At 62.3% G+C, this 25563-nt stretch carries 22 protein-coding genes; 6 read left to right on the forward strand and 16 right to left on the reverse strand.

Annotated features, from left to right (window positions below; all coding sequences use genetic code 11):
* The first annotated feature begins 15 nt into the window (after window positions 1-15).
* Window positions 16-1755, forward strand: a complete 1740-nt coding sequence (locus tag IB266_RS05340; RefSeq protein ID WP_192260452.1) for a phosphoethanolamine transferase CptA — start codon at window positions 16-18, stop codon at window positions 1753-1755.
* Between the two features lie 24 nt (window positions 1756-1779).
* On the opposite strand, the gene IB266_RS05345 is transcribed toward IB266_RS05340, so the two are convergent.
* From IB266_RS05345 to IB266_RS05360, 4 genes are all read right to left on the reverse strand, one after another.
* Window positions 1780-2274 (reverse strand): GNAT family N-acetyltransferase, encoded by a 495-nt coding sequence (locus tag IB266_RS05345; protein ID WP_192260453.1) that lies wholly within the window; start codon window positions 2272-2274, stop codon window positions 1780-1782.
* 57 nt (window positions 2275-2331) lie between these two features.
* Entirely contained in the window at window positions 2332-3453 is a 1122-nt protein-coding gene (gene zapE / locus IB266_RS05350; RefSeq protein WP_192260454.1) for a cell division protein ZapE, read from the reverse strand.
* Between the two features lie 217 nt (window positions 3454-3670).
* On the reverse strand, window positions 3671-4012 hold the full coding sequence (locus IB266_RS05355) for a nuclear transport factor 2 family protein (protein WP_192260455.1): 342 nt from the start codon (window positions 4010-4012) through the stop codon (window positions 3671-3673).
* Window positions 4013-4063: 51 nt separating this feature from the next.
* Window positions 4064-4780 carry a helix-turn-helix transcriptional regulator gene (locus tag IB266_RS05360; RefSeq protein WP_060742566.1) on the reverse strand — a complete coding sequence of 239 codons (717 nt, stop codon included), beginning with the start codon at window positions 4778-4780 and terminating at the stop codon, window positions 4064-4066.
* A 293-nt stretch (window positions 4781-5073) separates the two neighbouring features.
* Between IB266_RS05360 and IB266_RS05365 the strand changes: the two genes are divergently transcribed.
* Window positions 5074-5544, forward strand: coding sequence for an LEA type 2 family protein (locus tag IB266_RS05365; RefSeq protein WP_092326336.1), 471 nt, complete (start codon window positions 5074-5076; stop codon window positions 5542-5544).
* Between the two features lies 1 nt (window position 5545).
* On the opposite strand, the gene IB266_RS05370 is transcribed toward IB266_RS05365, so the two are convergent.
* Entirely contained in the window at window positions 5546-6469 is a 924-nt protein-coding gene (locus tag IB266_RS05370) for a carbon-nitrogen hydrolase family protein (protein WP_192260456.1), read from the reverse strand.
* 85 nt (window positions 6470-6554) lie between these two features.
* Here IB266_RS05370 and IB266_RS05375 point away from each other — a divergent pair, with 85 nt between their 5' ends.
* Window positions 6555-7463 (forward strand): LysR family transcriptional regulator, encoded by a 909-nt coding sequence (locus IB266_RS05375; RefSeq protein ID WP_192260527.1) that lies wholly within the window; start codon window positions 6555-6557, stop codon window positions 7461-7463.
* A 3-nt stretch (window positions 7464-7466) separates the two neighbouring features.
* Here the strand turns inward: IB266_RS05375 and IB266_RS05380 are convergent, their stop codons facing one another.
* Window positions 7467-7721 carry a hypothetical protein gene (locus IB266_RS05380; RefSeq protein WP_003181187.1) on the reverse strand — a complete coding sequence of 85 codons (255 nt, stop codon included), beginning with the start codon at window positions 7719-7721 and terminating at the stop codon, window positions 7467-7469.
* 162 nt (window positions 7722-7883) lie between these two features.
* Between IB266_RS05380 and IB266_RS05385 the strand changes: the two genes are divergently transcribed.
* Window positions 7884-8201 carry a DUF883 family protein gene (locus IB266_RS05385; RefSeq protein ID WP_192260457.1) on the forward strand — a complete coding sequence of 106 codons (318 nt, stop codon included), beginning with the start codon at window positions 7884-7886 and terminating at the stop codon, window positions 8199-8201.
* A gap of 132 nt (window positions 8202-8333) precedes the next feature.
* Here the strand turns inward: IB266_RS05385 and IB266_RS05390 are convergent, their stop codons facing one another.
* From IB266_RS05390 to IB266_RS05400, 3 genes are all read right to left on the reverse strand, one after another.
* Complete coding sequence (locus IB266_RS05390) at window positions 8334-10211, reverse strand: feruloyl-CoA synthase (RefSeq protein ID WP_192260458.1); 1878 nt, start codon at window positions 10209-10211, stop codon at window positions 8334-8336.
* 141 nt (window positions 10212-10352) lie between these two features.
* Window positions 10353-11801, reverse strand: a complete 1449-nt coding sequence (locus tag IB266_RS05395; protein ID WP_192260459.1) for an aldehyde dehydrogenase — start codon at window positions 11799-11801, stop codon at window positions 10353-10355.
* A 105-nt stretch (window positions 11802-11906) separates the two neighbouring features.
* Window positions 11907-12737, reverse strand: a complete 831-nt coding sequence (locus IB266_RS05400; RefSeq protein ID WP_003202420.1) for a p-hydroxycinnamoyl CoA hydratase/lyase — start codon at window positions 12735-12737, stop codon at window positions 11907-11909.
* 212 nt (window positions 12738-12949) lie between these two features.
* Here IB266_RS05400 and IB266_RS05405 point away from each other — a divergent pair, with 212 nt between their 5' ends.
* Window positions 12950-13435: a MarR family winged helix-turn-helix transcriptional regulator gene (locus IB266_RS05405; RefSeq protein WP_060742571.1), complete on the forward strand. Its 486-nt coding sequence runs from the start codon at window positions 12950-12952 to the stop codon at window positions 13433-13435.
* A gap of 81 nt (window positions 13436-13516) precedes the next feature.
* On the opposite strand, the gene IB266_RS05410 is transcribed toward IB266_RS05405, so the two are convergent.
* Window positions 13517-14824 carry an OprD family porin gene (locus IB266_RS05410; protein ID WP_192260460.1) on the reverse strand — a complete coding sequence of 436 codons (1308 nt, stop codon included), beginning with the start codon at window positions 14822-14824 and terminating at the stop codon, window positions 13517-13519.
* 312 nt (window positions 14825-15136) lie between these two features.
* Here IB266_RS05410 and mhpT point away from each other — a divergent pair, with 312 nt between their 5' ends.
* Window positions 15137-16360, forward strand: a complete 1224-nt coding sequence (gene mhpT / locus IB266_RS05415) for a 3-(3-hydroxy-phenyl)propionate transporter MhpT (RefSeq protein ID WP_192260461.1) — start codon at window positions 15137-15139, stop codon at window positions 16358-16360.
* Window positions 16361-16417: 57 nt separating this feature from the next.
* Here the strand turns inward: mhpT and IB266_RS05420 are convergent, their stop codons facing one another.
* The 6 genes from IB266_RS05420 to IB266_RS05445 form a co-directional block, all read right to left on the reverse strand.
* On the reverse strand, window positions 16418-18838 hold the full coding sequence (locus tag IB266_RS05420; RefSeq protein ID WP_192260462.1) for an efflux RND transporter permease subunit: 2421 nt from the start codon (window positions 18836-18838) through the stop codon (window positions 16418-16420).
* 52 nt (window positions 18839-18890) lie between these two features.
* Window positions 18891-19994 carry a WD40/YVTN/BNR-like repeat-containing protein gene (locus IB266_RS05425; protein WP_192260463.1) on the reverse strand — a complete coding sequence of 368 codons (1104 nt, stop codon included), beginning with the start codon at window positions 19992-19994 and terminating at the stop codon, window positions 18891-18893.
* Window positions 19995-20062: 68 nt separating this feature from the next.
* Window positions 20063-21424 carry a DUF1329 domain-containing protein gene (locus IB266_RS05430; RefSeq protein WP_192260464.1) on the reverse strand — a complete coding sequence of 454 codons (1362 nt, stop codon included), beginning with the start codon at window positions 21422-21424 and terminating at the stop codon, window positions 20063-20065.
* Window positions 21425-21439: 15 nt separating this feature from the next.
* Entirely contained in the window at window positions 21440-23089 is a 1650-nt protein-coding gene (locus IB266_RS05435) for a DUF1302 domain-containing protein (RefSeq protein ID WP_192260465.1), read from the reverse strand.
* 90 nt (window positions 23090-23179) lie between these two features.
* Complete coding sequence (locus IB266_RS05440; RefSeq protein ID WP_192260466.1) at window positions 23180-23947, reverse strand: coniferyl-alcohol dehydrogenase; 768 nt, start codon at window positions 23945-23947, stop codon at window positions 23180-23182.
* 71 nt (window positions 23948-24018) lie between these two features.
* A complete protein-coding gene (locus IB266_RS05445) occupies window positions 24019-25491 on the reverse strand; it encodes a benzaldehyde dehydrogenase (RefSeq protein WP_092164840.1) in 1473 nt (490 codons plus the stop codon).
* Between the last annotated feature and the right edge of the window lie 72 nt (window positions 25492-25563).

The following is a 25563-nucleotide window of genomic DNA, read 5'->3' on the forward strand; positions in this document are numbered from 1 at the left end:
AGGCTGGAGCGCTTGATGAGCTTGTTCAAACGCAGCAAAACGACTGCGAAAGGTTTCGACTGGGCCGGACTCGGCTGGCTGTTTCTGTTCTTCTGGTATTTCTCGGGTATCACCCAACTGCTCATCCTGCTGAGCGACACCTCCGGTTTCACCGGCTTTCGCCAAGCGTTCGTGATGAGTGCGGTGTGGCTGGCACCCCTGCTGCTCTTCCCCGCCCGTACACGCTTGTTCGCGGCATTGATCGGCGTGGTGTTGTGGGCTTGCTCCATGGCCAGCCTGGGCTACTTCTTCATTTATCAGCAGGAATTTTCCCAGAGCGTCATTTTCATCATGTTCGAATCGAACGTGTCTGAAGCCGGCGAGTACCTGACCCAATATTTTGCCTGGTGGATGGTGGCGGCGTTCCTGGCCCACACCGCTGTTGGCTATTGGCTCTGGACCCGCCTGCGTCCGGTGTATCTGCCCCGGGGACAAGCCTTGGCGGCAGCCGCGGTCATCGTGCTCGCGGTGGTCGGTTACCCGCTGGTCAAGCAGACCCTGCGCACCGGCAGTTTCGCCGGTGGCCTGGAGAAGTTCGAAGATCGCATCGAGCCGGCCGTGCCGTGGCAGATGCTGGTGGCCTATCGTCGCTACGGTGAACAGCTGGAAAACATGCAAGGCATGCTCCACAGCGCCAGCAAGATTGCGCCTCTGAGCAATCTCAAGGATGCCACCGCAGAACAGCCGGCCACCCTGGTGCTGGTGATCGGCGAATCCACCAACCGCCAGCGCATGAGCCTGTACGGTTACCCGCGGGAAACCACGCCGGAGCTGGACAAGCTCAAGGACCAGCTTTCGGTGTTCGACAATGTCATCACCCCGCGCCCCTACACCATCGAAGCGCTGCAACAGGTGCTGACGTTCGCCGACGAGGAGAATCCAGACCTGTACCTGAGTACGCCATCGTTGGTCAGCATGATGAAGCAGGCCGGCTACAAGACCTTCTGGATCACCAACCAGCAGACCATGACCAAGCGCAACACCATGCTCACGACCTTCTCCCAACAGGCCGACGAACAGGTATACCTGAACAACAACCGCAACCAGAATGCCGCGCAATACGACGGCGATGTGATCGAGCCGTTCAACAAGGCCCTGGGCGACAGCGCCCCGCGCAAGCTGATCGTGGTGCACCTGCTCGGCACCCACATGAGCTATCAGTACCGGTATCCGCCGACGTTCAACAAATTCACTGACCGCCAGGGCGTACCAGCGGGCCTGCGTGATGATCAGGTCCCGACCTACAACAGCTACGATAACGCAGTGCTGTACAACGACTTTGTCGTGTCCAGCCTGATCAAGGATTACGCCAAGACCGATCCCAACGGCTTCCTGCTGTACCTCTCGGACCACGGCGAAGACGTGTTCGACTCGCCGGGTCACGGTACGTTGGGCCGTAACGAAGGCAAACCGACCGCACCGATGTACACCATTCCTTTCATGGCCTGGGCTTCGCCCAAGTGGCGCGAAAACCATGACTGGAACTTTGCCGGCGACCTGTCACGGCCCTACAGCAGTTCACACCTGATCCACACCTGGGCGGACCTGGCCGGCTTGAGTTTTGACGAACTGGACCGCAGCAAGAGCCTGGTCAGCGACGACTTCAAGGCCCGTCCGTTGCTGATCGGCAACCCGTATCAAACTCCACGCAAGGCCCTGATCGACTTCAGCCTGATGCAGCCCAAGGCGCCACTGGCCGAAGTCGTGCAGAAATAACTAAAACCGAGCGGATGCCCGCTTTTACAGGGGCTTGATCCAGAACTGCATAGGGCCGTGGGCTGGGTCGAACATGCCGGGGGCAAAGCCGAACTTGGCGTAGCTGCCCTGTGCCACGGCATTTTCCTGGAGCACTTCCAGGGTAATCTTGCAGCAACCGCGCTGGCGGGAAATATCCTCGACCTTCTGCAGCATCTTCTGGCTCAACCCGAGGCCGCGAAACTCCGGCATGACCGCCACGTCGTGGATGTTCACCAACGGCCGGCAGGCAAAGGTTGAAAAACCTTCGAAACAATTGACCAGCCCCGCCGGCTCGCCGTTGACGAAAGCCAGCACGCTGAAGGCATGAGGCCGCTTGGCCAGTTCCTCGGGCAGGTGCAGCAGCACCTCGGCCGGCAACGGATGCCCTCCGCCCATCGGGTCCTGCGCATAGCCGTTGAGCACATGACAGATCGCTTCGGCGTGGATCGGGTTGGTGTAGCTGGCTTGCAGAACAAGGATGTCCTTGGCTTCTTCCATGACCTTCCATCTCACTTCGGTAGTACCGGCGGCTCGACGCCGTCGGCGGGATACAGGTCAGGCTGGCTGACCAAAACGTTGCATTTGCATTTCCTGGAGGCGACTGAGCGTACGGCGAAACGGGAATTGCAGATAGCCCTCGGTGTACAACTCATCCATCGGCACCGCAGCCGAAAGGCACAACGGAACCTTGCGGTCGTAGCATTCATCGACCAGGGCGATGAACCGTCGCACGCCGTCGTCGTGGACCGACAACTGCGGCAACTCACGGTCACCGGCCACCACCCGCTCAACGCCGTCCTCGGTGCCACGGGCAATGCGCCCCTCGCGCTGTTCGGCGCTCAGGCAGGGCACATCGCTGAGCAGGATGACGCTGAAGCGGTCGCACAACGCCATGAAATCCAGCGCCGAGAACGGTTGTTCGCACAGGTCGGCGTAACGGCTCCAAAGCACCGTATCGCTGGCCTGGACCGGTTCAAGCAGGCGATGGCCCACATCAATCGGCGTGCGGCTCGACACCTGCCCAGCGGTCAACAGGTTGAAGACATCGCCCAGCGGATCGGGCTGCCCGGGATCGCGCAGCCAATAACGCTGCTGCAATTGGCCTGGGTGCTGGCGATGGTCTTGCCAGCCGTTCACCGGCACGATCTGCATGTGCTGCTTGATCGCGGTGATGGTCGGCAGGAAACGCTCACGGTTGTGGCCGTTGGCATAGAGTTCTTCCGGTGGCAGGTTGGAGGTGCTCACCATCACCATGCCCAGCTCGAACATCACCTGGAACAAGCGCCCGAGGATGATCGCGTCACCAATGTCGTTGACGAACAGCTCGTCGAAACACAGCACCCGTACTTCTGCGCTCAACTCCCGGGCCAGGGCTTGCAAAGGATCCGGCGTGCCGGTGAGCTGGAACGAACGCTGGTGCACCCACGCCATGAAATGATGGAAGTGCTGACGGCGGGCCGGCACCTTGAGGCTTTCATAAAAACGGTCCATCAGCCAGGTCTTGCCACGCCCCACCGGGCCCCAGAGATAAACGCCCTTGATCGACTTGCGCCCTTCGTGCAACGCCTGGTGGCATTGCTCCAGCGCCATGATGGCCAATTCCTGGGCCTCGTCCTGGACGAAGCCGTGGTGTTCGATGGCATGCTGCCAGGCAGTCAGGGGGGAGTCGAAAGTCATACGGCCCGGGTCCGGAAAACGAAGGTGGGGAGTATGCCATGACAGCGAGGGAGCTTGCTCCCGCCGGGGCGCGTTGTAGGAGCTGTCGAGTGCAACGAGGCTGCGATCTTTCCCCAGACACTTGAATCTCAAGCGAAAGAAAGCGAAAGATCAAAAGATCGCAGCCTTCGGCAGCTCCTACGAATCGAGCGGGGCCAAAACAGCTCGACTGCAGAACTTAGATTGAGATATCCAACCGACTGATCTTGCCCTGCTCATCGAGCCGAAAGGTATAACGCAACTCCAGCGGGCTGCCGGGGAATGTTCCGGAGATCAGGTTCTGCACCAGCACCTTGCCAGTGCGTTGCTGCACATTGAGGACTTCCACCCGCGGCTGGAATCGCTGGGCGGTGTCTTCCATCCATTGGGCGATGGCCTGGGTGCCAGCGCGGTGTTGGCCTTCATCGAACACGTTGGCATCCTCGGCGAAGAAACGCGTCACCGCCGAACTGTCACGGGCATTGGCAGCCGCGATGTAGCCGGCGATGGCCGGGGCCAGGGAAGAGACGGGATTGGACATGGTACGGCTCCTTGTTTTATCGATCTGGCACCATGCTAGAACAGCGTTGTGTCAGTTTTTGTCAGGAGTGAAACGCCCGGTTTCGTCCAACTTCATCAACGCAAACCAATCCCGTAACAAATCGCTGCGCCGGCCCGGATACCGCTCGCCCTGCTCGGTGGCCGAGGCAATCCGGTCGGTGCGAAAGGTCCGATAGGCGCCGCGCAATTCGCACCAGGCCACCACCACCCGCGCCTCGTTGAAAAAGCCCAGGGCCAGCGGCCAGATCAGGCGTTGGCTCGGGGTCTTGTTCACGTCGGCGTAGTCGATGTGCAGCTTGGCCTGGGCACGGATGGCCTGGCGGTAGACATTCAGCTCCACGGTGTTCTGCGGATAGCCATAACCCGGCGGGCCAGGCAGTACCGTAGGGTTGCGCAACGCATCCCGCACATCCGGGGCCAGCACTGCGGCGACCTTCGCCAGGGCGTCGGCGGCCGCCTTGCCCAGCACCTCGTCGGCGCGCTGATCCACGTAGCGCAAGCCCAGCACAATGGCTTCGATTTCATCGGCGGTGAACATCAGTGGCGGCAGGAACAGGCCGCTGCGCAATACATAGCCAATGCCCGCCTCGCCCTGGATCGGCGCACCGAGGGCCGTGAGTTCGGCAATGTCGCGGTACAAGGTGCGCTCGGATACATTCAATTCACCCGCCAACGTCGCAGCGGTGACCGGGCAACGCTTGCCCCGCAAGACTTGCAGCAAAGTGAGCAGCCGAGTGGTACGCGACACGATGGACTGTCCGCAAAGAAAAAGATGACGCAGATTAGCAGAGGCTGGTGTCAGAAACTGTCAGGAGCCCCCTTACTATCCAATCGCTGTGGCATGGGCTTTTGTGGCGAGGGAGCTTGCTCCCGCTGGGCTGCGTAGCGGCCCCAAGCTTCTGCGGTTGCTGTGCAACCGAGCGGGAGCAAGCTCCCTCGCCACAAAATCGCCCTATCCAAGGGTTCGTTGGTTGCCGTGGGGCACCTGTGGGGTATCGTGCTCAATCGCTTCCGGTTTTTTCATTCTTTGAGAGTCAATCCATGCGCAGAATCCTCGGCCTTTCCGTATTCCTGATCCTGCTCAGCCTCAGCGCCTGCGCCCTCTTCCCGAACCGTGACCCGCTGAACATCAATGTGGTCGGTATCGAACCGTTGCCCAACCAGGGCCTGGAGGTACGCTTCGCCGTGAAACTGCGGGTGCAGAACCCCAACGAAACCGCCATCGACTACAACGGCGTGGCGCTGGACCTGGAGGTCAATGGCCGTACGCTGGCGACAGGGGTCAGTGACCAGACCGGCTCGATCCCGCGCTTTTCCGAAGCGATCCTGAGCGTCCCGGTGAGCATTTCGGCGTTTTCCGTGCTGCGCCAGACCCTGGGCCTGAGCCAGACCCAAAGCCTGGACAACCTGCCCTACGTGCTCAAGGGCAAACTCGCCGGCGGCGTGTTCGGCACCATGCGCTTCGTCGACCGCGGGACCCTCGAATTGCCGGGCTCCGCGGCGACGTGGTGAATCACGCCGTGAAGCGCACGCCAGGCTTGGCGCGCTCGTCCACCACCAGTTCGAACACGTCCGGCCTGGCGTAGTGCCCGACCACGTCATAGTCGTAGCGCGCCCGCACCAGGTCATCGGTGTCGATTTCGGCGGTCAGTAGCCCGGCAGTGTCTTTCAGTGGCCCGGCGAGCACATCGCCCATGGGCCCGACAATCACGCTGCCACCGGCAATCAGCGGCCGCTCGGCCGGCCAGTGCGCGACGTCGATACCCAGCGCCTGCGGCGAGGCCTGGACCTGACAGGCACTGACCACAAAACAACGCCCTTCGTGGGCGATATGCCGCATGGTCACCTGCCACATCTCCCGCTCATCCACCGTGGGCGCACACCAGACCTCCACCCCCTTGGCGTACATCGCAGTGCGCAACAGCGGCATCATGTTTTCCCAGCACACCGCCGCGCCGACCCGGCCAACCTGGCTGTCGATCACCGGCAAGGTCGAACCATCGCCTTTGCCCCAGATCAGCCGTTCGGTACCGGTGGGCATCAACTTGCGGTGCCGGGCCACCAGGCCCGCATCGGGCTCGAAATACAGCGCAGTGCAGTAGAGGGTGCTGCCGACACGCTCGATGACGCCCAGCACCAGGCTCGCCCCCGTACGCGCCGACAGCCCGGCCAGCGCTTCGGTTTCCACGCCGGGCACATCAATGGCATTGGCAAAATAGCGGGCGAACGCTTCACGCCCCTCCGGCAGCCGGTAACCCAGTTGCGTCCCGAACCCCTCACCCTTGGGATAGCCACCGAGCAACGCTTCAGGCATCACCACCAGGCGTGCGCCGGCCTGGCGAATGGCGTCTTCGTAGGAAAGGATCTGCGCCAGGGTCTCGCCCTTGCCACCAGGCAACGAACCGATCTGCAGGGCAGCCACAATGGATTTGGGCATGGTTTTCAACTCCTTGGTCATCAGGTGTTGCTGATTCTCAAGGAGCGGCCGATCATGAATAAAGCCCTGAATGCTGCTAAATGATATGAGCCTCATGAATATCGCCGACATCGACCTCAATCTGCTCAAGACTTTCGAAGCCCTGCATGACGAATCCAGCGCCAGCCGCGCCGCCGTGCGCCTGGGCGTGACCCAGTCGGCCATCAGCGCCGCATTGCGCAGGCTCCGCGGGTTGTATGACGATCAATTATTCGTGCGCACGGGCCGGGGTCTGGCGCCGACGCTGCGGGCCAACCAGCTGAAACCGGTGATCAGCGAAGCCCTGGACAAATGTCGCCAGAGCCTGGCGATGGTCGACCCTGATGCCAGCCACTATGACGGCCGCTCGGTCATCGTCGGCCTGTCGGATGATTTCGAGATTGCCCATGGGCGGCGCCTGATCGACGAAGTGGCCCGACGTGCGCCGGGCCTGCGCTTGATTTTCCGTCAGACCCACAGCCAGATCGTCGGCCGGGCCTTGATGGAGCGCGATCTCGACCTGGCGATCACGGCGGGTGGCTTCGCGCAGCGGTTGCTCAGCCGCCAGGTACTGGGTGAAGGCGATTACGCCTGCCTGTTGGACGCGGCGAGCCTGACGCACGGCCAACAATCCCTCAGCCTGGAGGCGTTCGTGGCCCGCGAGCATCTGCTGGTGTCTTCGGGGGGCTTCATCGGCATCACCGACGAAGGATTGGCCGGGCTTGGCCTGAGTCGGCGAGTCTGTGCCTCGACCACCCACTTTGCAGCACTGCCATTCCTGCTCAAGGGCAGCCAGGCCGTAGCGACGATTCCGGCCCATGCCGCCCGGGCCATCGCCGACCTCAGCGGCCTGGCCTTGCTGCCCTGCCCCCTGGCCTTGCCCCGCTACCCCATCGAACTGGGCTGGCGGACCCACACGCAAATGGATCCGGCAATGCTCAAGGTGCGCGAGGCCATTAGCGCGACGTTTACTTGAGGTTTACTTGTTGGCGGCCATCAGTCGATTGACTTCACTGCGCACCATGTTGGCGTATTCCGGCGGCGACATGCCGTCCAGTTCGGCACGCACCCACTCGGCCCACTTGCCCTTGCGCTTGGAGCGCTCGCCGAACAGGCGGGCGGCATCGCCCTTGGCCTTGCCCAGGTTGTTTTGCCACAGTTCAAAGAGTCGGGATTTTTCGTCTTCCAGCGCGGCGCGCTCGGCCAGGGGCTTGTCAGCCAGATTGAAGCTCATGGGAATTACCTGTTGCGTAAATAGGCGCCATCTTACACCTTGCTGGGAAACGTCTTAACCACGATTTGCGATGGATTGCCCTGCCAAGGCCGAGCGCTGCAACTTTTTAACCGGCGCGGCACTCCATTGTTCAATGCCATCATCCACACAAGGAGTACTTCCATGGCCCGTAAAGGCACCGTGCAAGCGAACGGAGAGCAAATCAAGGATCAAGCCTTCAGCGAATTGACGGCGCTGATTGAAGAATCGGAAAAGCTGCTCAAAAGCAGTGCCTCGCTGGTGGGCGAAGAGGCCGAAGACCTGCGAGGCCAGATAGCCCAGAAACTGCAACAGGCGCTCGACTCGGTCACCAGCGCCCGGGAGCGTACCCGTCCCATGGTCGATGCCACTGAGGTCTATATTGGCGGCCACCCCTGGCAGACCGTGGCGATTTCCGCGGGGTTCGGGCTGGTGGTGGGTTTGCTGCTGGGACGGCGTTAAACAATAGCAACCAGCCCCCGGACCTGATGTGGGAGCGAACCTGCTCGCGATGACGGTGTATAAGGCAACATCTCTGCTGCTGAACCACCGCCATCGCGAGCGAGCTCGCTCCCACAGGGACTTGTGATTGCCTTAAGCGGCGGATCCCGCCCGCAGGATCGACGTATCCTCCCCGCGGTACAACGCCTCCACCTTCCCCGCCCGCCACTGCAACACCGCCCGTTGGTTGATCGAACCCTTGTCGGTGATTTCACCACGGTCGATGGACGCCGGTTCATCGAGCAAGGCTATCCACTCCACGCGACTGGCGTTGCCGCTGGCTTCGCGGTTCAGGCGTTGCAGCCAGTCGGCGAACCATTGGCGTACCGGCGGGCTGGCGAGGACCTGGGCGTCGCTGGCGTTCGCGCCCAGGCCTGACAGGCGCCGGCACTCAGCAAGTCGTGGAAACACCAACGCACCCAGGCACTCGCGATCCGGGGCGGTGATCACCAGGTCCTGGACGTAGGGTGTGCCTTCCAGCACCGCCCGGTTACGCAACGGCCCGACGCTGACGAAGACACCGGAAGACAATTTGAAGTCCTCGGCGATCCGCCCGTCGAACATCAGCCCCAGTTGCGGATTGCTGGCATCGGCCAGTTTGATCGCATCCCCCGAGCAATAGAAACCGTCCTCGTCGAACACTTCGGCAGTCTGCTGCGGCGAACGCCAGTAGCCAGGCATGATGTGCGGCCCGCGAAAACGCCCTTCGAACTTGCCATCCACCGGCACCAACCGGACCTCGCAGCCCGGCGCCGGAAGACCGATGTAGCCGGCCATGGACAAGGGCCCGGTGGTGAAGGTGCAGGACGGCGACGCTTCGGTCATGCCCAGGCCCGCCATCATGCGGATACGTTCTCCGCAATGCTGCTCGGCAACCTTGTCCAGCCGGTCCCAGGTACTTTGGGACAAGCCCGCCGCGGCAAAGAAGAACAGGCTGATGCGCTTGAAGAAACGCTCGCGCAATTCACCGTCCTGTTCCAAGGCACTGACCAATTCTTCCCAACCCTTGGGCACGGTCAGGTAGGCAGTGGGCGAAATTTCCTTGAGGTTGCGCAGGGTCTCGGCGAAGCCCTGGGCGGTGGGTTTGCCGTCGTCCAGGTAGAACGTGCCGCCGTTGTACAGCACGATGCCGACGTTGTGGCTGCCGCCGAACGTGTGGTTCCACGGCAGCCAGTCCACCAGCACCGGCGGCGCCTCACCGAACACCGGAAAGGTTTGCAGCAGCATCTGCTGATTGGCGCACAACATACGCTGGGTGGTGATCACGGCCTTGGGCAGCTTGGTGGAGCCCGAGGTGAACAGGAACTTGGCGATGCTGTCCGGGCCGGTGGCGGCGAACGCCTGCTCGGCCTCCGCGCCGCCGGGTTGGGCCAACAGGCTGGCGAAGCTTGTCCTGGAGCGGCCCGCCATCTCGCCACGCACCGTGACCAAGGGAACGTTCGCCGGCAATACGGTATTGATCGCTCGTTCGAACGGGGCGGCTTCGCTGACAAACACTAACCCCGGCTGCAACAGATCGCAGACATGGCGCAGCTTGGCGAAATCCTGGGACAGCAATGAATAAGCCGGCGACACCGGGCAATAGGGAATGCCGGCGTACATCGCGCCGAGGGCCATTTGCAGGTGTTCGATGTCGTTGCCGGAGAGCAGCGCCAAGGGTTTTTCCGCTGACAAACCGTAACTGAGCAGGCTTTGGGCGATGGCCCGGACACTGTCGAGCATCTGCGCATAGCTGACCCGACGCCAGTCACCGCCCGCTTCACGGGCCGCGATAAACGTCTGCTGCGGGCGCACCTCGGCCCAGTGCACCAGGCGCTCGAGCAAACGCGCCGGCAACGGGGCCAGGGGTTCCAGGGAGCGCATGTGCAAAATGCCGCGCTCTTCCCGGACTTCGACGGCAGGATGACCAATCGACACCTGGCGATAACGCCCGGCCTCGGGTCGGGAGGACGATCTGGACTCGGAACTCACGTACATTTCCTCCACCAAGGCACGCTCGGGTCGCGATGCGAGCGGAGCGTGGCAGCGCGGGGCTGCGGCCTTGTCATTGTTATTCTGGCCTGCATCCGGGCGGCGGCTTTCGAGGCTCGACCGCCCGTGACGCGATGGGTTTCAGATCGGGTAATGCCGGGGACCGTTCTGCAAGGTCACCCAACGCAACTGGGTGAAATGCTCGATGGACGCCTTGCCGCCGAAGCTGCCATAACCACTGGACTTGACCCCGCCGAAGGGCATCTGCGCCTCGTCGTGCACGGTCGGCCCGTTGATGTGGCAAATGCCCGACTCGACCCGCTGGGCCAAGGCCAACGCGCGGGTGGTATCGCGGCTGAAGATGGCAGCCGACAGGCCGAACTCGGAATCGTTGGCCAGGCGCAACAGCGCTTCATCGCCCTCACCGCGCAACAGCACCGCCACTGGCCCGAAGGACTCTTCGCGGTACAGGCGCATCTGCGCAGTGACACCGTCGAGCAAGGTCGGCTGCAGGATGCTGCCGTCCAACTGGCCGCCGGTGACCAGCGTTGCGCCTTTGGCCAAGGCATCGTCGATCAGTCCCTTGATGCGCTGGCCGGCACTGGCATCGACCAACGAGCCCAGCACCGAATCGCCAGCCGCCGGATCACCGGCACGCAAGGTGGCGATCTTGGCGGTCAGTTTGGCGATGAACTCATCCGCCACGCGGGCATCGACGATCAATCGCTCGGTGGACATGCAGATCTGGCCCTGATTGAAGTAGGCCCCGAAGGCCGCCGCTTGCACGGCGGCGTCCAGGTCGGCGTCATCCAGCACCAGCAGCGGCGCCTTGCCGCCCAGCTCCAGCAACGCTGGTTTGAGATGGCGCGCCGAGAGTTCGCCGACGATGCGGCCGACGTGGGTCGAACCGGTGAAATTGACCCGGCGCACCGCCGGGTTGGCGATCAACCGTTCGACAATGGCCGGCGCATCCGCCGGTGCGTTACAGATCACGTTGACCACACCGTCACCCAGCCCGGCGTCCTGCAACACCTGGCCGATCAGCCGGTGCACCGCCGGGCTTATCTCGGAAGCCTTGAGCACCACGGTGTTACCGCAGGCCAGGGGCATGGCGATGGCGCGGGTGGCGAGAATCACCGGGGCGTTCCAGGGCGCGATGCCCAACACCACGCCACAGGGCTGACGCAGGGCCATGGCGAAACTGCCTGGCACGTCGGAAGGAATGATTTCGCCATTGATCTGGGTGGTCATGGACGCCGCTTCGCGCAGCATGTTCGCCGCCAGGTGCACGTTGAAACCGTACCAGTTGGCCATGGCGCCAGTCTCGCCGGCCGCGGCGATAAACTCGCCACTGCGGGCCTGCAACTGCTCGGCAGCCCGCAGCAGACGCGTGCGGCGTTCATTGGGTGCCAGCGCAGCCCAGGCGGGAAACGCCACTTGGGCGGCGGCCACGGCGGCATCGGCATCTTCCAGGGTGGCGGCGGCCACGCGAGACACCACTTCACCGGTCACCGGGTTGCAGCGCTCGAAGGTCCGGCCGTCGCGGGCCGGGCACGACTGGCCGCCAATCAACAGGGGCACGTCCAGCATGGTGATTCCTCTTTATTGTCTTTATCGGGAACACGTTCACAGTAGCGCCGAGGGCTTTGGACGAACAGCCCGCGGGCGCACGATGGCGCCCGCCGCGCGGTTGTCTCAGCGCTTGTAGGTCTGCAGGCCCGGCTTGATGCTCTTGTCGTCAAGGAATTGCTTCATCCCCTGCTCGCGGCCACCCTCGGTGTCGAGCAGGCGCGACTGGTCGAGCTTGGCGTACAGGTAATCTTCGTTCTGCTCCCAGGTCAGTTCGCGGCAACGCTTGAAGCCATGCTTGGCCGCGCGCAGTACCACCGGGTTCTTTTCCAACAGATTGCGGGCCAGTTCCACGGTGACTTCACGCAACTGCGCCAAGGGCACGCTCTCATTGACCAGCCCCATTTCGGCGGCTTTCTGCCCACCGAAGGTCTTGCCGGTCATGATGTAGTACAGCGATTGGCGATGGCCCACGGTGTCGGCCATGGCCTTGCTGACGAGGTTGCCCGGCGGGATGCCCCAGTTGATTTCCGAGAGACCGAAAGTCGCTTCGTCGGCGCAGATCGCCAGGTCGCACGCCACCAGCGGGCTGAAACCGCCACCGAAACACCAGCCATTGACCATGGCGATGGTCGGCTTGGCGTACATGCGCAGTAATTTCCACTGCCATTGCGACGCTTCGCGACGGATTTTTTCCTGGAGGATTTCCGGACCGGCATCCACTTCACGGAAGTATTCCTTGAGGTCCATGCCAGCGGTCCAGGCGTCACCGGCCCCGGTCAGCACCAATACCCCTGCGGCCGGATCCTGCTCCAGGGTCTCGAGCACGTCGATCATCTCGCGGTTGAGGGTCGGGCTCATGGCGTTGCGTTTTTCCGGGCGATTGAGGGTGACCCAGGCGATGCCCTCCTCGATATCGACCTTGACGGTTTTCCAGCGACCTTCGTAATTGCTCATGATGCGTGCTCTCTTGTTCTTGGCTGAAGATGATCAAAAACTAAACCGGAAATTTAGTTATGTCAATTAACTATTAATCGGTTTATCTGTATTTTCAGAGGCTGGATGGAAGGTTAAAAAATTCGAATCTGCAAAAGCCCGTAGCCAGGGCGCCGCAACCCCGGCAAACTGGATAGCCTTGTTAACCACTTACCTTGAGGACACTCACTTCGATGGCCAAGTCTTCCAAGCTTGCCGAACCCGCCGAGCCCCTGGTCGCCGGTACCGACGCACAGGTGCCGCTGGACTCCGCGTTGGACGACCTGATCGGTTACGCCCTGCGCCGCGCCCAACTGAAATTGTTCCAGAACCTGATTGGCCGGCTCGCCGTCCACGATCTGCGGCCCGCCCAGTTCTCGGCCCTGGCAATCATCGACCAGAATCCCGGCCTGATGCAGGCCGACCTGGCCAAGGCCCTGGCGATCGAACCGCCGCAAGTGGTGCCGCTGCTCAATAAGCTGGAAAGCCGGGCCCTGGCGGTGCGCGTGCGCTGCAAGCCGGACAAACGCTCCTATGGGATCTTCCTGAGCAAGACCGGCGAAACCCTGCTCAAGGAGCTCAAGCAAATCGCCGCCCAGAGCGACCTTGACTCCACTGCTGCCCTCTCAGGGGCTGAGCGCGAGGAGTTGCTGCGGTTGTTGAAGAAGGTTTACCAGTAGCAAGCCTGGCGCGGGTCCCTGCGGCACCGCTATGTGGGAGCAAGGCTTGCTCCCACAAGCGCTGGCCAACCGACTCGAAACTCACCAGATCGGCACGCTGTACGTCACCAGGAACCGGGTCTGGTTCTCGTCGCGAAACGCCGCCGTACCCGGGAAGTTGTTGCGATAGATCGATTTGCGCGCCAGAAACCCGACGTTCTTCAGTGGGCCGCCCTGGATCACGTACCCCAACTCCATCTGGAACTCGCGCTCCTTGCGATCCTCGGCATTGAGGGCCGCCAGCTCGATGTGATCGCCACGCACATAACGCAGTCGAGTCCTCAGGCCCGGCACGCCCACGGCGGCGAAATCGTAGTCATGGATCGCCTGCCATGTGCGTTCCTTGGCATTGAGGAAGTCCGAGCTCATGGTCATTTCACTCAAGCCCATCAACTCGGTGCCGGACACATAAGGCGTGGCCGTATCGCCACTGGCGTGCATGTAGCCCAGGCTCACGCGATGCCCGCCCAGGCGATAGCCGACCAGCGCCGAGACATTGCGGTTATCCACCTTTCCGGCTTTGGCCGCACCGTCGTCGTCACTGAAAAAGCTGCGCAGGTCGGTGGTCAGGACGCCATCGCCCAGGGGCAGGTTATGCAACAACGCCAGGGTGTTCTGCTGGTACAGATCCGCCACTTCGGCGTGGTAGGCCCGCAGGCTTAGGTCTTTGTTGACCTGGTAGTCACCGCCCACATACGCCATATGGGAAGAGGTCGCCGCGCCGTTGAATCGACGGTTGGGCGAGGCGATGCTCATCGGCTGGTAATCGGTGGAATCGCGGCGGGCGATGCGATCGATATAACCGGTGTTCAACGTCAGGCCGTCGAAATCCTTGGAGCTGAGCGTCGTCCCGCGAAAGGTCTGCGGCAGCAGCCGCGACGGGCTGGCAAAGGCAAACGGCAGGAAGATCGATACATCGCCGGTCTTCACCGTGGTTTGAGCGAAACGCAGCTTGCCGGTCACGCCCAGGCGCGAATACTCATCCGCCGCGCGCTTGTCGCTGCTGGACACCGGCAACAGTTCAGTGCCGCTGCGATCCGGCGACGAATCAAGCTTGATGCCCAGCAACCCCCTGACATCCAGGCCGAACCCGACCGTGCCCGGGGTGAACCCCGACTCCATGTTCATGAACACACCCTGAGCCCATTCCCGCGCTGCGGTCTTGGCGCCATCGTCCTTGTAGTCGCGGTCCATGTAGTAGTTACGCAGGGTCAGCGTACCGTGGCTGTCGTCGATGAAGCCTTCCGCCCACGATACGGGAGAACCGAGGCTCAGCCCGAGACAGGCCAGCAGAGGGACGAGGGATGAAACAGGGCGCGCCGTCAGCGTGTCCCGAGCAAGGTTTGGCATATTCGGTGTCCATTTATTGTTGTTGTTTTGATCGGCCCGAGCTTGGCGACGGGGGCCGTGCGGACAAAGAATGGAAACGGCACGGGCGCTTCGTCAATCGCCAATGTCCGATAATCGAACATTAATATAACTAACTAATTTACCAATTCATCCGGGAATGCTTTCCAAACCACTGATTTTCATACTGAACTGGCCACTTATGGACGCCCTTCCGGCACCCTTCATTTTTTAGTTAGCTTTGTTAATCTTAAACGTATCCGCTGGTTTTCCTTCGAGCGGTGTCCCCTCACAAAAACAATAAGAGGATTTGCCATGGACCGTCCGGCGCGTCGTGCGACGCTGACCATTGCCTTGTGTTTCATCGTTGCGTTGATCGAGGGTTTCGACCTGCAGTCAGCCGGTACCGCCGCCGCAGGGCTACGGCAGACGTTTGCCCTTGACCCGAAAATGATGGGCTGGGTGTTCAGCGCCGGGATCATCGGGTTGCTACCGGGAGCCTTCTTCGGTGGTTGGATTGCTGATCGCATCGGTCGCAAGAAAATCCTCATCGCCGCTGTCTTGCTCTTCGGCGTGTTTTCCCTCAGCACCGCTTATGTCGAACACTTCTCCAGCCTGTTGCTGGTGCGCTTCATGACCGGCCTGGGCCTGGGCGCCGCCCTGCCCAACCTCATTGCCCTGTGTGCCGAAGCCGTGGGTGAGCAGCGCCGGGGCACGGCCATCAGCGTGATGTATGCGGGGGTGCCGTTGGGCGGCGCATTGGCCGCCGTGGTCGCCATGCTGTTTGGCGAACACTGGCAGATGACGTTTTTCATCGGTGGGTTGGCGCCGTTGCTGGTGGTGCCGCTGATGCTCCTGTGGCTTCCCGAATCCAGCGCCTTTCGCCAGGTGCAGGATGACGGCTCATCACGCGGCTCCACCGCCCAGGCGTTGTTCGGTGAAGGTCGCGGCCGCACCACCTTGGCCCTGTGGTTGAGCTATTTCTTCACCCTGACGGTGATGTACATGTTGCTCAACTGGCTGCCATCGTTGCTGCTGGAACAGGGCTTCAGCAAACCCCAGGCGGGCCTGGTGCAGATGCTGTTCAACATCGGTGGCGCCCTTGGCTCGTTGCTGGGCGGCCTGTTACTGGACCGTTGCAATGGCATCAAGGTGGTGCTGTTCGTCTATGCCGGGCTGCTGAGCGCCCTGGCCGGGGTCGGGTTGTCCGTTGGTATCGTGCCCATGGCCATTGCCGGGTTCGCCGCCGGGTTGTTTGTCATGGCCGCGCAATTGGTTCTCTATGCCTTGGCACCGCCCTCCTACCCTACGGCCGTGCGTGCGACGGGGGTTGGTGCTGCGGTGGCCATCGGGCGCCTGGGCTCGGTGGCCGGACCTCTGGCCGCCGGGCAGATCCTGGCGGCCGGGGGTGGGACCACTGCTGTATTGCTGGCGACTTCTCCTGGCTTAGTGGTTGCGACGTTGGCTGTTCTTAGTGTGATTCGCCATTCGGCGGGTCCACGATTGAGGGCTACGAATCCGGTTGTGGAGCATTCCTGAGTAACTGCGCATATCCGTTATCAGGTAACGGATATGCGCCCCCATCCCAGAGCGCCCTCAGCCCCTCACCCACCCCGCCTGCCGACTCGACTCAGGCTTTTTTACGAAGACCTTCTGCGGCAGCAGCCACCAGGCCAGGGCGGGCAACAAGATCAAGGCCCCAAGCATGTTCACCAGGAACATGAAGGCCAGCAGAATCCCCATGTCAGCCTGGAACTTGATCGGCGAAAAGGCCCAGGTCGAGACTGCCACCGCCAGCGTCATGCCCGTCAGCAAGACCACCTTGCCGGTGAACAACAGCGATTGATAATAGGCCTGGGCCAAGGTATCGCCGGCACGCATGCGCGCCAGGATCACGCTCAAGACATACAGGGCGTAGTCGATGCCGATGCCCACCCCGAGGGCAATCACCGGCAGGGTCGCGACTTTTACCCCCATGCCCAGTGCGACCATCAGCGCCTCGCAAAGAATCGAGGTGAGCATCAGCGGCAGCACCGCACAGAGGGTGGCGCGCCAGCTGCGGAAGGTCACCAGGCACAACAGGCTGACCGCGCCATACACCCAGAACAGCATTTCACGCATGGATTTCTTCACCACGATGTTCGTCGCGGCCTCGATCCCGGCGCTGCCGGCGGCCAGCATGAACTTGACTCCCGGAACCTGGTGTTCGGCGATGAACTGCTCACTGGCCTCCACCACCCGGTTCAGGGTATCGGCCTTGTGGTCGGCCAGATAGACGTACAGCGACAACATCGAGCAACCCTGATTGAACAGCTCCCGCGGCGCGCGGGTTTGGACCGCGCCCAACGCACCATCATTGGGGATCAGCTCGAACCATTTGAAGTTGCCTTCGTTGTAACCGACCGTGGCCATCTTGCTCAGCGCCGCCATGGAAGTGGTCGACTCCACCCCCGGCAGTTGCTCCAGGCGCCAGGCCAGCGCGTCCACCGCCGACAGGCTGGCGTAGCGGGTGCATTGGTCTTCCGGGGTCTTGATCATCACCACGAAGATGTCCGAACTGGCCGCATAGTTGCGCGTCATGAACAATGCATCGCGGTTGTAGCGCGAATCAGACCGCAACTCCGGAGCGCCGGGATCCAGATCGCCGATCTTCAGATGCAGGCTCACGGCAAAACCGAACGCGGCCAGCAACAGCCCACCGAGCATGGCACCGATAGCCCAGCGCCGTTGGGTGAACAGATCGAGAAAACGCCACAAGGGATGCTTGGTGCGGGCCTGCAACTCGGCGGTTTCCGCACGCAGGCTGCGTTGTGCCGCCGCCGGGCTGACACCGATGTAGCTGAGCAGGATCGGCAGCAGGATCAGGTTGGTGAAGATCAGCACCGCCACGCCGAGGCTGGCGGTGACCGCCAAGTCCTGGATGACGCGGATATTGATCAGCAGCAGCACGGCGAACCCCACCGCATCGCAAAGCAATGCGGTCATGCCCGCGGCGAACAAGCGGCGGAAGGTATACCGTGCAGCCACCACCCGGTGGGTGCCACGACCGACGTCCTGCATGATGCCGTTCATCTTTTGCGCGCCATGGCTCATGCCGATGGCGAACACCAGAAACGGTACCAGCGCCGAATAAGGGTCCAGTTCGTAACCGAGGATGGCGAGCAGCCCCAACTGCCACAGCACCGCCACCAGCGAACAGGTGACCACCACCAGGGTACTGCGCACGCAGCGGGTGTAACCGTAGAGCACCACCACGGTCACCAATACCGCCACCACGAAGAACAGCAGTACCTGGGTCAGCCCCTCGATGAGGTCACCGACGATCTTGGTGAAACCGGTGATGTGAATCCGCAGGTCATCGGTCTGGTACTTGTCGCGCAAGGCTTCGAGTTGCCGGGAAAAATCACCGTAGTCCAAGGCCTTGCCGGTCTGCGGATTGATTTCCAGCAAGGGCACGAAAATCACGCTGGACATGAAGTTGCCCGCCACCAACTGACCGACTTCACCGGAGCGGGCAACGTTGGTGCGCACCTGCTCGAGGCTGGCCGCGGAACCGTCGTAGTCGTCGGGGATCACCGTGCCGCCGTCGAGCCCTTCTTCGGTCACGGCGGTCCAGCGCGTGGTCGGGGTCCATAACGATTTCATGTAGGGTCGGTCAACCCCCGGCAGTAGGTAGAGCTCGTCGTTGAGCTTGACCAGGGTGTCGAGGTAATCCTTGGTGAAAATGCTCCCCTGCTTGACCTCCACGGCGATGCGCAACGAGTTGCCCAGGCCGCTCAACTCACTGCGATTCTCGAGGAAATTGGCGACGTAGGGATGCCCGGTGGGAATGGTCTTCTCATAACTGGCGTTGATGCCGATGCGCGTGGCTTGCCAACCAAGCACCAAGGTCACCAGCAGACACAGCAGGATCACCAGCGGTCGATGGTTGAAGATCGCCCGCTCGGCGACATTGCCTGAAGCCTGGTCGAAGTCTGCCAGGCGGCCGATCACGGTTTGAGTTTTATCGTCTTTCAAGTCTGACTCCTGCTGCACAGGCCGTGGCCCGATAGTGCTACACCGTGAAATTTCAAGGTTTGCCGGATATCCGTGGATCCTGATCAGCGGCCACGCCGCTCAAGCCGACGCTTGCCAGGCTGCCCTCAACAGTCTGTTGCACGGCGGCAATCGTCCCGCCAGCGCGGCTCTGGCGTTTGTCGAAGCTGCGGCCCTGGTCATGGCTGAACAGAAGCTCACCGTTCTGGCTGGCCATCAGCAGGCTGCCGTCGCGCAGTTCGACGGCGCTCGCCAGTGTCGATTCGATGCCGGTGTCGAGACGCCGCCAACTGTCGCCACGGTCATCGGACCACCAGGCGTTGCCGCGCAAACCATAGGTCACCCAGGCGCCGCCACGGGTGCCGAGCAGACCGAAGAAGCTGCCTTCATAAGGTGATTTCAAGGCCTGGAAGGATTGCCCCGCATCGCGGGAGCGTAACAACAGGCCCCGTTCCCCCACGATCAGCAAGTCCTGGCCCAAGGCGCGGATGCCATACAGATTCAGGCCCTGTGGGTTGTCCACGTGCTGCATCCACGGTTGCCAGCTCTTGCCACCGTCCTCGGTGCGATAGATCTGGTTGTAGGCGCCGACAATGTAGCCGTGCAGCCGATCACTGAAGTACAGGTCGAGAAATGGCTTGTCCGGTCCATCGCTCAGTAAAAGCTGCGCCTTGCGCAGGTGGTCGGCGCCGTCGGGTTGCCCGGCGTCCCGCTGCGCGGCGCGGACCGCCAGCGCGGCGGCCATTTGCCCGTCGAGTTGTTTGTGCCAGGTTTCCCCGCCGTCCTCGCTGTGCAACACCACCCCCAGGTGGCCCACCGCCCAACCCTGCTCGGCATCGACGAATTGCACCGCCGTCAGGCTGACACTGACCGGCACGCGGGCCTGGCGCCAGGTCGTTCCGGAATCGTCCGAGAGCAACACAATGCCGCGCTCACCGACCGCCACCAGACGCTCCCCGGCCCGGGTCAAGCCAAGCAACACCGCACGCGGTGCCTTGGCCGTCGGTAACGCCGATTGCTGGAGCGCGGCGAACGTCGTGGCCGGTGCCGCGATGGCGCTATTGGCCAACAGGCACGACGCCAGGACACAGGCTCCCCAGCGCCGGGCAAAACTCGCAAAGCATTGTTCAACGTTCATGTCTTATCCCACTTCGAAAATCGCCAGCATCCGCGACGAGCCTCTCACTCGCCGCGGTGCTCCAGGGTTCAACGCATGTTTTCGTTCGCCATGGCATCCGGGGTGTAGAAGGACGCCGAAGGCGTGGCGATCTTCTGGTACTGGACCGTCAGGTCGTTGCTCGACGAGTTGAGGAAATAGGCACCGGTATCGAGGTTGTAGCTGCCCCACATGACCTGTGAGGTGAGGACCGGCATGTCCGGTGCCAACAGCGTCAGCGAATACATCTGCCGTCCCAGTTTGCCCTGGGCGTCATAGCCGTCGACCAACAGGATCTGCCAGGAATCCTCGTCAATGTAATAGGTCCGACGCGGCACCACATGACGCTTACCGGATTTGAGCGTGGCCTCGACCACCCAGACCCGATGCTTCTCCCAGCGCACCAGGTCAGGGTTGAGGAAGTTCGGTTTGACCAACTCGTCGCTCTTGACCAGGCCGGCGCGATTATTGTTGTAGGGAACGATCAGTTCTTTCTTGCCCGTCAGCTTCAGGTCGTAGCGGTCGGTGGGGCCGAACAGCATGAACGCTTCGTCGAACAGACCGACACCAGAGGTGACGAAGTCCGGCGTGTCATAGGCGATGTTCGGCGCCCGACGCACTCGGCGCTGGCCCACCAGGTACTGCCAGGCCGCACGGTTGCCCGGGTCCAGGTCCCAATGAGTCATCAGGCCTTCACCGGCCTTGGAGGATGGCAGCTCGGTCAGCAACTTGCCGACCTGGTACTTGCCAGCGAAGTGTTCCGGGCTGCCGTTCTCGGAATAGTAGGGAAATTGGTAAGTGAACAGGGCACGGGTGGCCTGGACTTTCTTGCCACCGGCGGTCATCAGCCACGTATCGAACGGGGCACTGATGGTCTCGGCCCCCTGCCAGGACAAGCGATAGTTCCACAACACTTGCGCGCCGTTGTCCGGGATCGGGAACGGAATACCGCCGAAGGCACCGCTGACTTTCTCGGTCTCGACATCCAGCGTGGCGCGGCCGGCATTCTTGGCGGTGTTGTCATACACCCATTGCGGCGCCGCCGCCGAGCGATGAGTGGGGTACACATCCAGCCGGTAGTCGGGGTATTTCTTCAACAGAAGCTTGGTGCCTTCCGCCAGTTGGCCGGCGTACTGCTCCATGTTGGAAGCCTTGATCGAGTACAGCGGCTTGTCGCCGGCAAACGGATCGGAACGTTTATCGCCCGGTTTGTAGCCGGCCACGACCTTGGTGTAGCCACCGTCCCAGACCGGGATACTGCCATCGGCGTTACCGGCGCGCTCGGCGCCGAGGGGCGTGAGTTCAGACTTCAAGCGTGCCACCTGTTCAGGCGACACCGCCGCCTGGGCCAGGCTCACGCCGGCCAAGGCCAGTGTCAGGAGGCAGGTGTTGAGCAATGTGTTGTTCTGCATGGCGAATCCACCTTATTAGAATGAGGTTTTCACGTAGAGCGAGACGAAGTCGCGGTCGGCCAGCGACTGTCCGTAACTGAAATTGCCGTCCTCGCGCAGCCCGGCTTTCGGCGCGCCGAAGAAGTTCACGTAGTTCAGGCCGACGTCCCAACGCTGCAAGTAGGTCGCCTTGAGCCCAACACTCCAGTCACCGGAGTGGGTGTTGCCAAAACCTGCCTTGCTGACGGCCGAGGAGCGCCCATCGAGTACCACGCCCATGCCAATCGGCACGGTCAGGTCGATGCCGTCGATCACCTGGAAGTACGCCGGCTCCAGCAGTACCCGCAACGCCGTGGCATCGCGGGTGGTATTGGAATCCAGGGCCGCCGCGTTCTTGGTGACGCTCAAGGTACGGTTCCAGGCCAGTTCGGCCAGCGCGGAACCGCCGTCCCAGAATGAGGTGGGCGACAACAGGTAAATCGCCGACAGGTTGGCGTGGGCGGTCTTGCCTCGGGCAAACAGCTCATTGTCACCGCCATCGACGTCCAGGCCTGGCGCGACCACTTGCAGATTGCTGACCAGCGGTGCGTTCCAGCGCACGGAGGTTTCACCGGCGAAGTTGAACGGCCCGTGGGCAGTGGAGAAACTGACGCCGGCGGTCTTGATGTCTTCGGCGTAGACCTGGCGATAGGAGCCCAGGATCGGCAAGCCAGTGGCCGCCGAGGCAGCGCCGTCGAGGTAGGCGTACAGGCCACTCGGGGCTTTGTCGTGGTACTGCGCGGCGTAGAAACCCAGCTCCAGTTCGGTCCCATCAGGCTTGTAGCGGATCTGCATACCGCCCTGCCCCGAATTGCGCGGCTTCAAGTCACCGGCATTGACGGTGTCGTTGCCAAACACTTCGCGCAACGGACCACTACCGTAGCCAATGGCATCGACATCACTCAGGTAGCTGCCGGCACCGGGGACGTTGGAGCGCTCCCACTCGAACTGATAGTAAGCCCCCACCGACAACTGCGGATTGATCTGCAACTGCCCGGAAATCTGATTGACCGGACGCAGGATCTCCTTGAACTGGGTCCCCGGCACGCTGAGCAACTTGACCACATCGCTCGGTCCCTGAGCATTGGCGATGCCGTTGCCGCCGTAGAACAGGCTTTCACCGTAGATGAGGCTGTGCCGGCCTACGCGCACCACGCCCTGGGAGTCTTCGCCAAGGTCGCCGCGCAGAAACACAAAGGCGTCGAGAATTTCCGCGTCACGGCCGTGGAGCTTGCGGGTTTCGCTGAGGAAGTGGGGCTGCTCGCTGCTGTCGGTGTCCTTGTTGTAGATGTCGTCGTACCAGGCCGCGCCGCTCACGCGCAGCCCGTAATTCTTCCGGCTGAGGTCCATTTCGGAGAACAGGTCCAGGCGATTGGAGACCAGGCCGCGACTGAAATTCTTATCGCCCTGGCTCTGGATCGAAGGGTACAGACCGTTGGCGGTCGAGGCGTTGGTCAGGCGGCTGTCCTGCCCCTGCAGGCGCCAAGCCTGGCTGTACTTGATGGTGTTGTCCCAGCGCAGCTTCCAATCGGAATCACCCAGGTCCATTTGCATGGCCTCGACCCGATCGACCATCACGCCGGTGCTGCACAACGCCAGGAACAAGGCGCAGTGTTTGAAACGAAAGCTATCTTTGAAGTTATCCATGGACGCTTCTCATTATTGTTATTTTTGGGCATGGCTTTGCCAGCCAACACGCTCAGGTCGCGGCTCACGCCGCTTTGCGCGGGTGCACATTCAGATGTAGGTGGAGGCCAATCCACCATCGACCGGCAGGTTGACGCCGTTGATCCAGCGCGACTCGTCGGCACACAGGAAAGCGATCACCGCCGCCACCTCATCGGCATAAGCGGGACGTTTCATGCGATGGGCATCGGCCTGGGTCCGGGCCTCGCCGAGCATGCTCACGAAGTCGTCGAGGATGGGCGTGAAAACCGGGCCTGGCGCGACGCTGTTCATGCGCACCGAATGCTCGAGGAACCAGGGTTGGGCCTGCAGGTAGTTCCAGACGATCAAGGCTTCCTTGAAGTACTGGTAGCAGGTCTGGTCCGGCACCGGGTGGTCGGCCAGCCAGGCTTGTGCGTCGGCAAAGTCGTCGATGCGCGCCAGCGCCTTGTGCTGTTCCAGGCGTAACGGCCACTCGGCACCGAGGATCGAGGCGATATTGACGATGCTGCCGCCAGCGTTAATGCGCGGCAGCAGCGCACGGCTCAAGTGGCGCAGCCCAAGGTAGTTGACCCGCGCCAGCAGTCGCGGGTTGGCAGTGCCCGGCACGCCGGCGATGTTGCACAGGCTGTCGAGCCGTGCGGGCAGTTGTGGCAGCAAGCGTTCGATGTTCTCGGCGCTGCTCAAGTCGCCCTGTACAAAACCGTCCAGGGTCATGTGCGGCGCCTTGAGGTCCACGCCAATCACCTGGGCGCCGTGAGCACGCAGCAGGCTCGCTGTGGCAGCACCGATACCCGACGAGACACCGGTTACCAGCACAATCTTGTTGTCGAGTTTCATGTTGAGTCCTCTTATTATTTTTGTGTACCCGCAGGGCCCTCAGCTCATCGGGCCCGGTAAAGACCGGCCTCTCAGAACGGGTAGATCGGCGCCGTATCCTTGACCGTCACCCACTGCCATTGGGTGTATTCGTCCCAGTCCGCCGGGCCGCCGACGCTGCCGCCATTGCCCGAGGCGCCGCGCCCGCCGAACGGGTTGACGCATTCATCGGCGACGGTCTGATCATTGATGTGCAACATGCCGCACTGCAACCGCTCACCGATGGCCATGGCCCGGCCCACGGACGGAGAAATGATCGCCGCCGCCAAACCGTATTCGGTGCGATTGGCCAATTCGATGGCTTCGTCATCGGTGGCGAAGCTGACCACCGTTGCCACCGGCCCGAAGACCTCCTCGTCGAAAGCGCGCATGCCCGGCTTCACACCGCTGAGCACCGTGGCCTGGTAGAACAGCCGATCGTGATCGCCGCCGGCCTCCAGTCGGGCCCCGGCGAGCACGGTGTCGCTGACGATGTCGTGCACCCGTTGCAGCTGCCGCTGATTGATCAGTGGCCCCATGGCGGCTTCTTCCCGAGCCGCGTTGCCGAGGGTCATGGCCTGGGCCTTTTCCACCAGTTTGCGGGTCAGCTCGGCGGCGATGGATTCATGGGCGAGAATCAATCCGGTGGCCATGCAAATCTGCCCTTGGTGCAGCCAGGCGCCCCAGGCCGCGTTCCGGGCCGCGAGGTCGAGGTCGGCGTCTTCGAGAATGATCAGTGGGTTCTTGCCGCCCAGCTCCAGGGCGACCTTCTTCAGGTTGCGCCCGGCCACTTCAGCGACCTTGCGGCCGGCGCCGGTGGAACCGGTGAAGGCGATCATGCGCACATTAGGGTCGCGGCACAGCGCTTCCCCGGCATCCGCCGCGCCGGGCAGCACTTGCAGCAAGCCCTTGGGCAGGCCTGCCACTTCGAACAACCGGGCGATGAGGAAACCACCACTCACCGGGGTCTGTGGATCCGGCTTGAGCACCACCGCGTTGCCCGCCGCCAAGGCCGGCGCGACGGAGCGCATGGACAGCACCAGGGGAAAGTTGAAGGGCGAAATCACCCCGACCACGCCATGGGGCTGGCGCCGCGCATAGGACAGGCGCCCCGCCTCGCTGGGCAGGACCACCCCATGGGCCTGGGACAGCAGACCGGCGGCCTGATGCAACAGCACGATGGCTTCACGCATTTCGTGCTGGCCCTTGAACAGCGCGGCACCGGTCTCCCGGGCCACGTACAGCGCCAGCTCGTCGAAGGACTGCTCGGCCACGTCGGCGGCCTTGCGGAAGATCGCCGCCCGTTGCCGCGGGCCCAGCGCCGCCCACGCCGGCTGCGCCAGGGCAGCCTCGCGACTGGCCTTGGCAATGTCGGCGGTGTCGGCCATGGCACAGCGCATCAGCCGTTCACCGGTGGCCGGCTCGATGATCGATTGCAGCGGGCCCGAGGCAGGCACCCAGTCACCGTTGAAGACGCATTCCGATTCGATCACCTGGGACAGCAGGTGGCTTTTGGGTGCAGACATTTAACACTCCCGGCTCTTTGTTGTTGTCATCGTTTGCCGCACCTGGAAGGTATCGACGCAAACGCCGTGCAA

Source organism: Pseudomonas sp. Pdm06 (assembly GCF_014851795.1).
Lineage (GTDB): Bacteria > Pseudomonadota > Gammaproteobacteria > Pseudomonadales > Pseudomonadaceae > Aquipseudomonas > Aquipseudomonas fluorescens_AA.

Bases quoted from the DNA above. Each gene is read 5' to 3' on its own strand.
- IB266_RS05340 (WP_192260452.1), top strand. From the start codon at position 16: ATGAGCTTGTTCAAACGCAGCAAAACGACTGCGAAAGGTTTCGACTGG.
- IB266_RS05345 (WP_192260453.1), bottom strand. From the start codon at position 2,274: ATGGAAGAAGCCAAGGACATCCTTGTTCTGCAAGCCAGCTACACCAAC.
- zapE (WP_192260454.1), bottom strand. From the start codon at position 3,453: ATGACTTTCGACTCCCCCCTGACTGCCTGGCAGCATGCCATCGAACAC.
- IB266_RS05355 (WP_192260455.1), bottom strand. From the start codon at position 4,012: ATGTCCAATCCCGTCTCTTCCCTGGCCCCGGCCATCGCCGGCTACATC.
- IB266_RS05365 (WP_092326336.1), top strand. From the start codon at position 5,074: ATGCGCAGAATCCTCGGCCTTTCCGTATTCCTGATCCTGCTCAGCCTC.
- IB266_RS05370 (WP_192260456.1), bottom strand. From the start codon at position 6,469: ATGCCCAAATCCATTGTGGCTGCCCTGCAGATCGGTTCGTTGCCTGGT.
- IB266_RS05375 (WP_192260527.1), top strand. From the start codon at position 6,555: ATGAGCCTCATGAATATCGCCGACATCGACCTCAATCTGCTCAAGACT.
- IB266_RS05380 (WP_003181187.1), bottom strand. From the start codon at position 7,721: ATGAGCTTCAATCTGGCTGACAAGCCCCTGGCCGAGCGCGCCGCGCTG.
- IB266_RS05385 (WP_192260457.1), top strand. From the start codon at position 7,884: ATGGCCCGTAAAGGCACCGTGCAAGCGAACGGAGAGCAAATCAAGGAT.
- IB266_RS05395 (WP_192260459.1), bottom strand. From the start codon at position 11,801: ATGCTGGACGTGCCCCTGTTGATTGGCGGCCAGTCGTGCCCGGCCCGC.
- IB266_RS05400 (WP_003202420.1), bottom strand. From the start codon at position 12,737: ATGAGCAATTACGAAGGTCGCTGGAAAACCGTCAAGGTCGATATCGAG.
- IB266_RS05405 (WP_060742571.1), top strand. From the start codon at position 12,950: ATGGCCAAGTCTTCCAAGCTTGCCGAACCCGCCGAGCCCCTGGTCGCC.
- IB266_RS05410 (WP_192260460.1), bottom strand. From the start codon at position 14,824: ATGCCAAACCTTGCTCGGGACACGCTGACGGCGCGCCCTGTTTCATCC.
- mhpT (WP_192260461.1), top strand. From the start codon at position 15,137: ATGGACCGTCCGGCGCGTCGTGCGACGCTGACCATTGCCTTGTGTTTC.
- IB266_RS05425 (WP_192260463.1), bottom strand. From the start codon at position 19,994: ATGAACGTTGAACAATGCTTTGCGAGTTTTGCCCGGCGCTGGGGAGCC.
- IB266_RS05430 (WP_192260464.1), bottom strand. From the start codon at position 21,424: ATGCAGAACAACACATTGCTCAACACCTGCCTCCTGACACTGGCCTTG.
- IB266_RS05435 (WP_192260465.1), bottom strand. From the start codon at position 23,089: ATGGATAACTTCAAAGATAGCTTTCGTTTCAAACACTGCGCCTTGTTC.
- IB266_RS05440 (WP_192260466.1), bottom strand. From the start codon at position 23,947: ATGAAACTCGACAACAAGATTGTGCTGGTAACCGGTGTCTCGTCGGGT.
- IB266_RS05445 (WP_092164840.1), bottom strand. From the start codon at position 25,491: ATGTCTGCACCCAAAAGCCACCTGCTGTCCCAGGTGATCGAATCGGAA.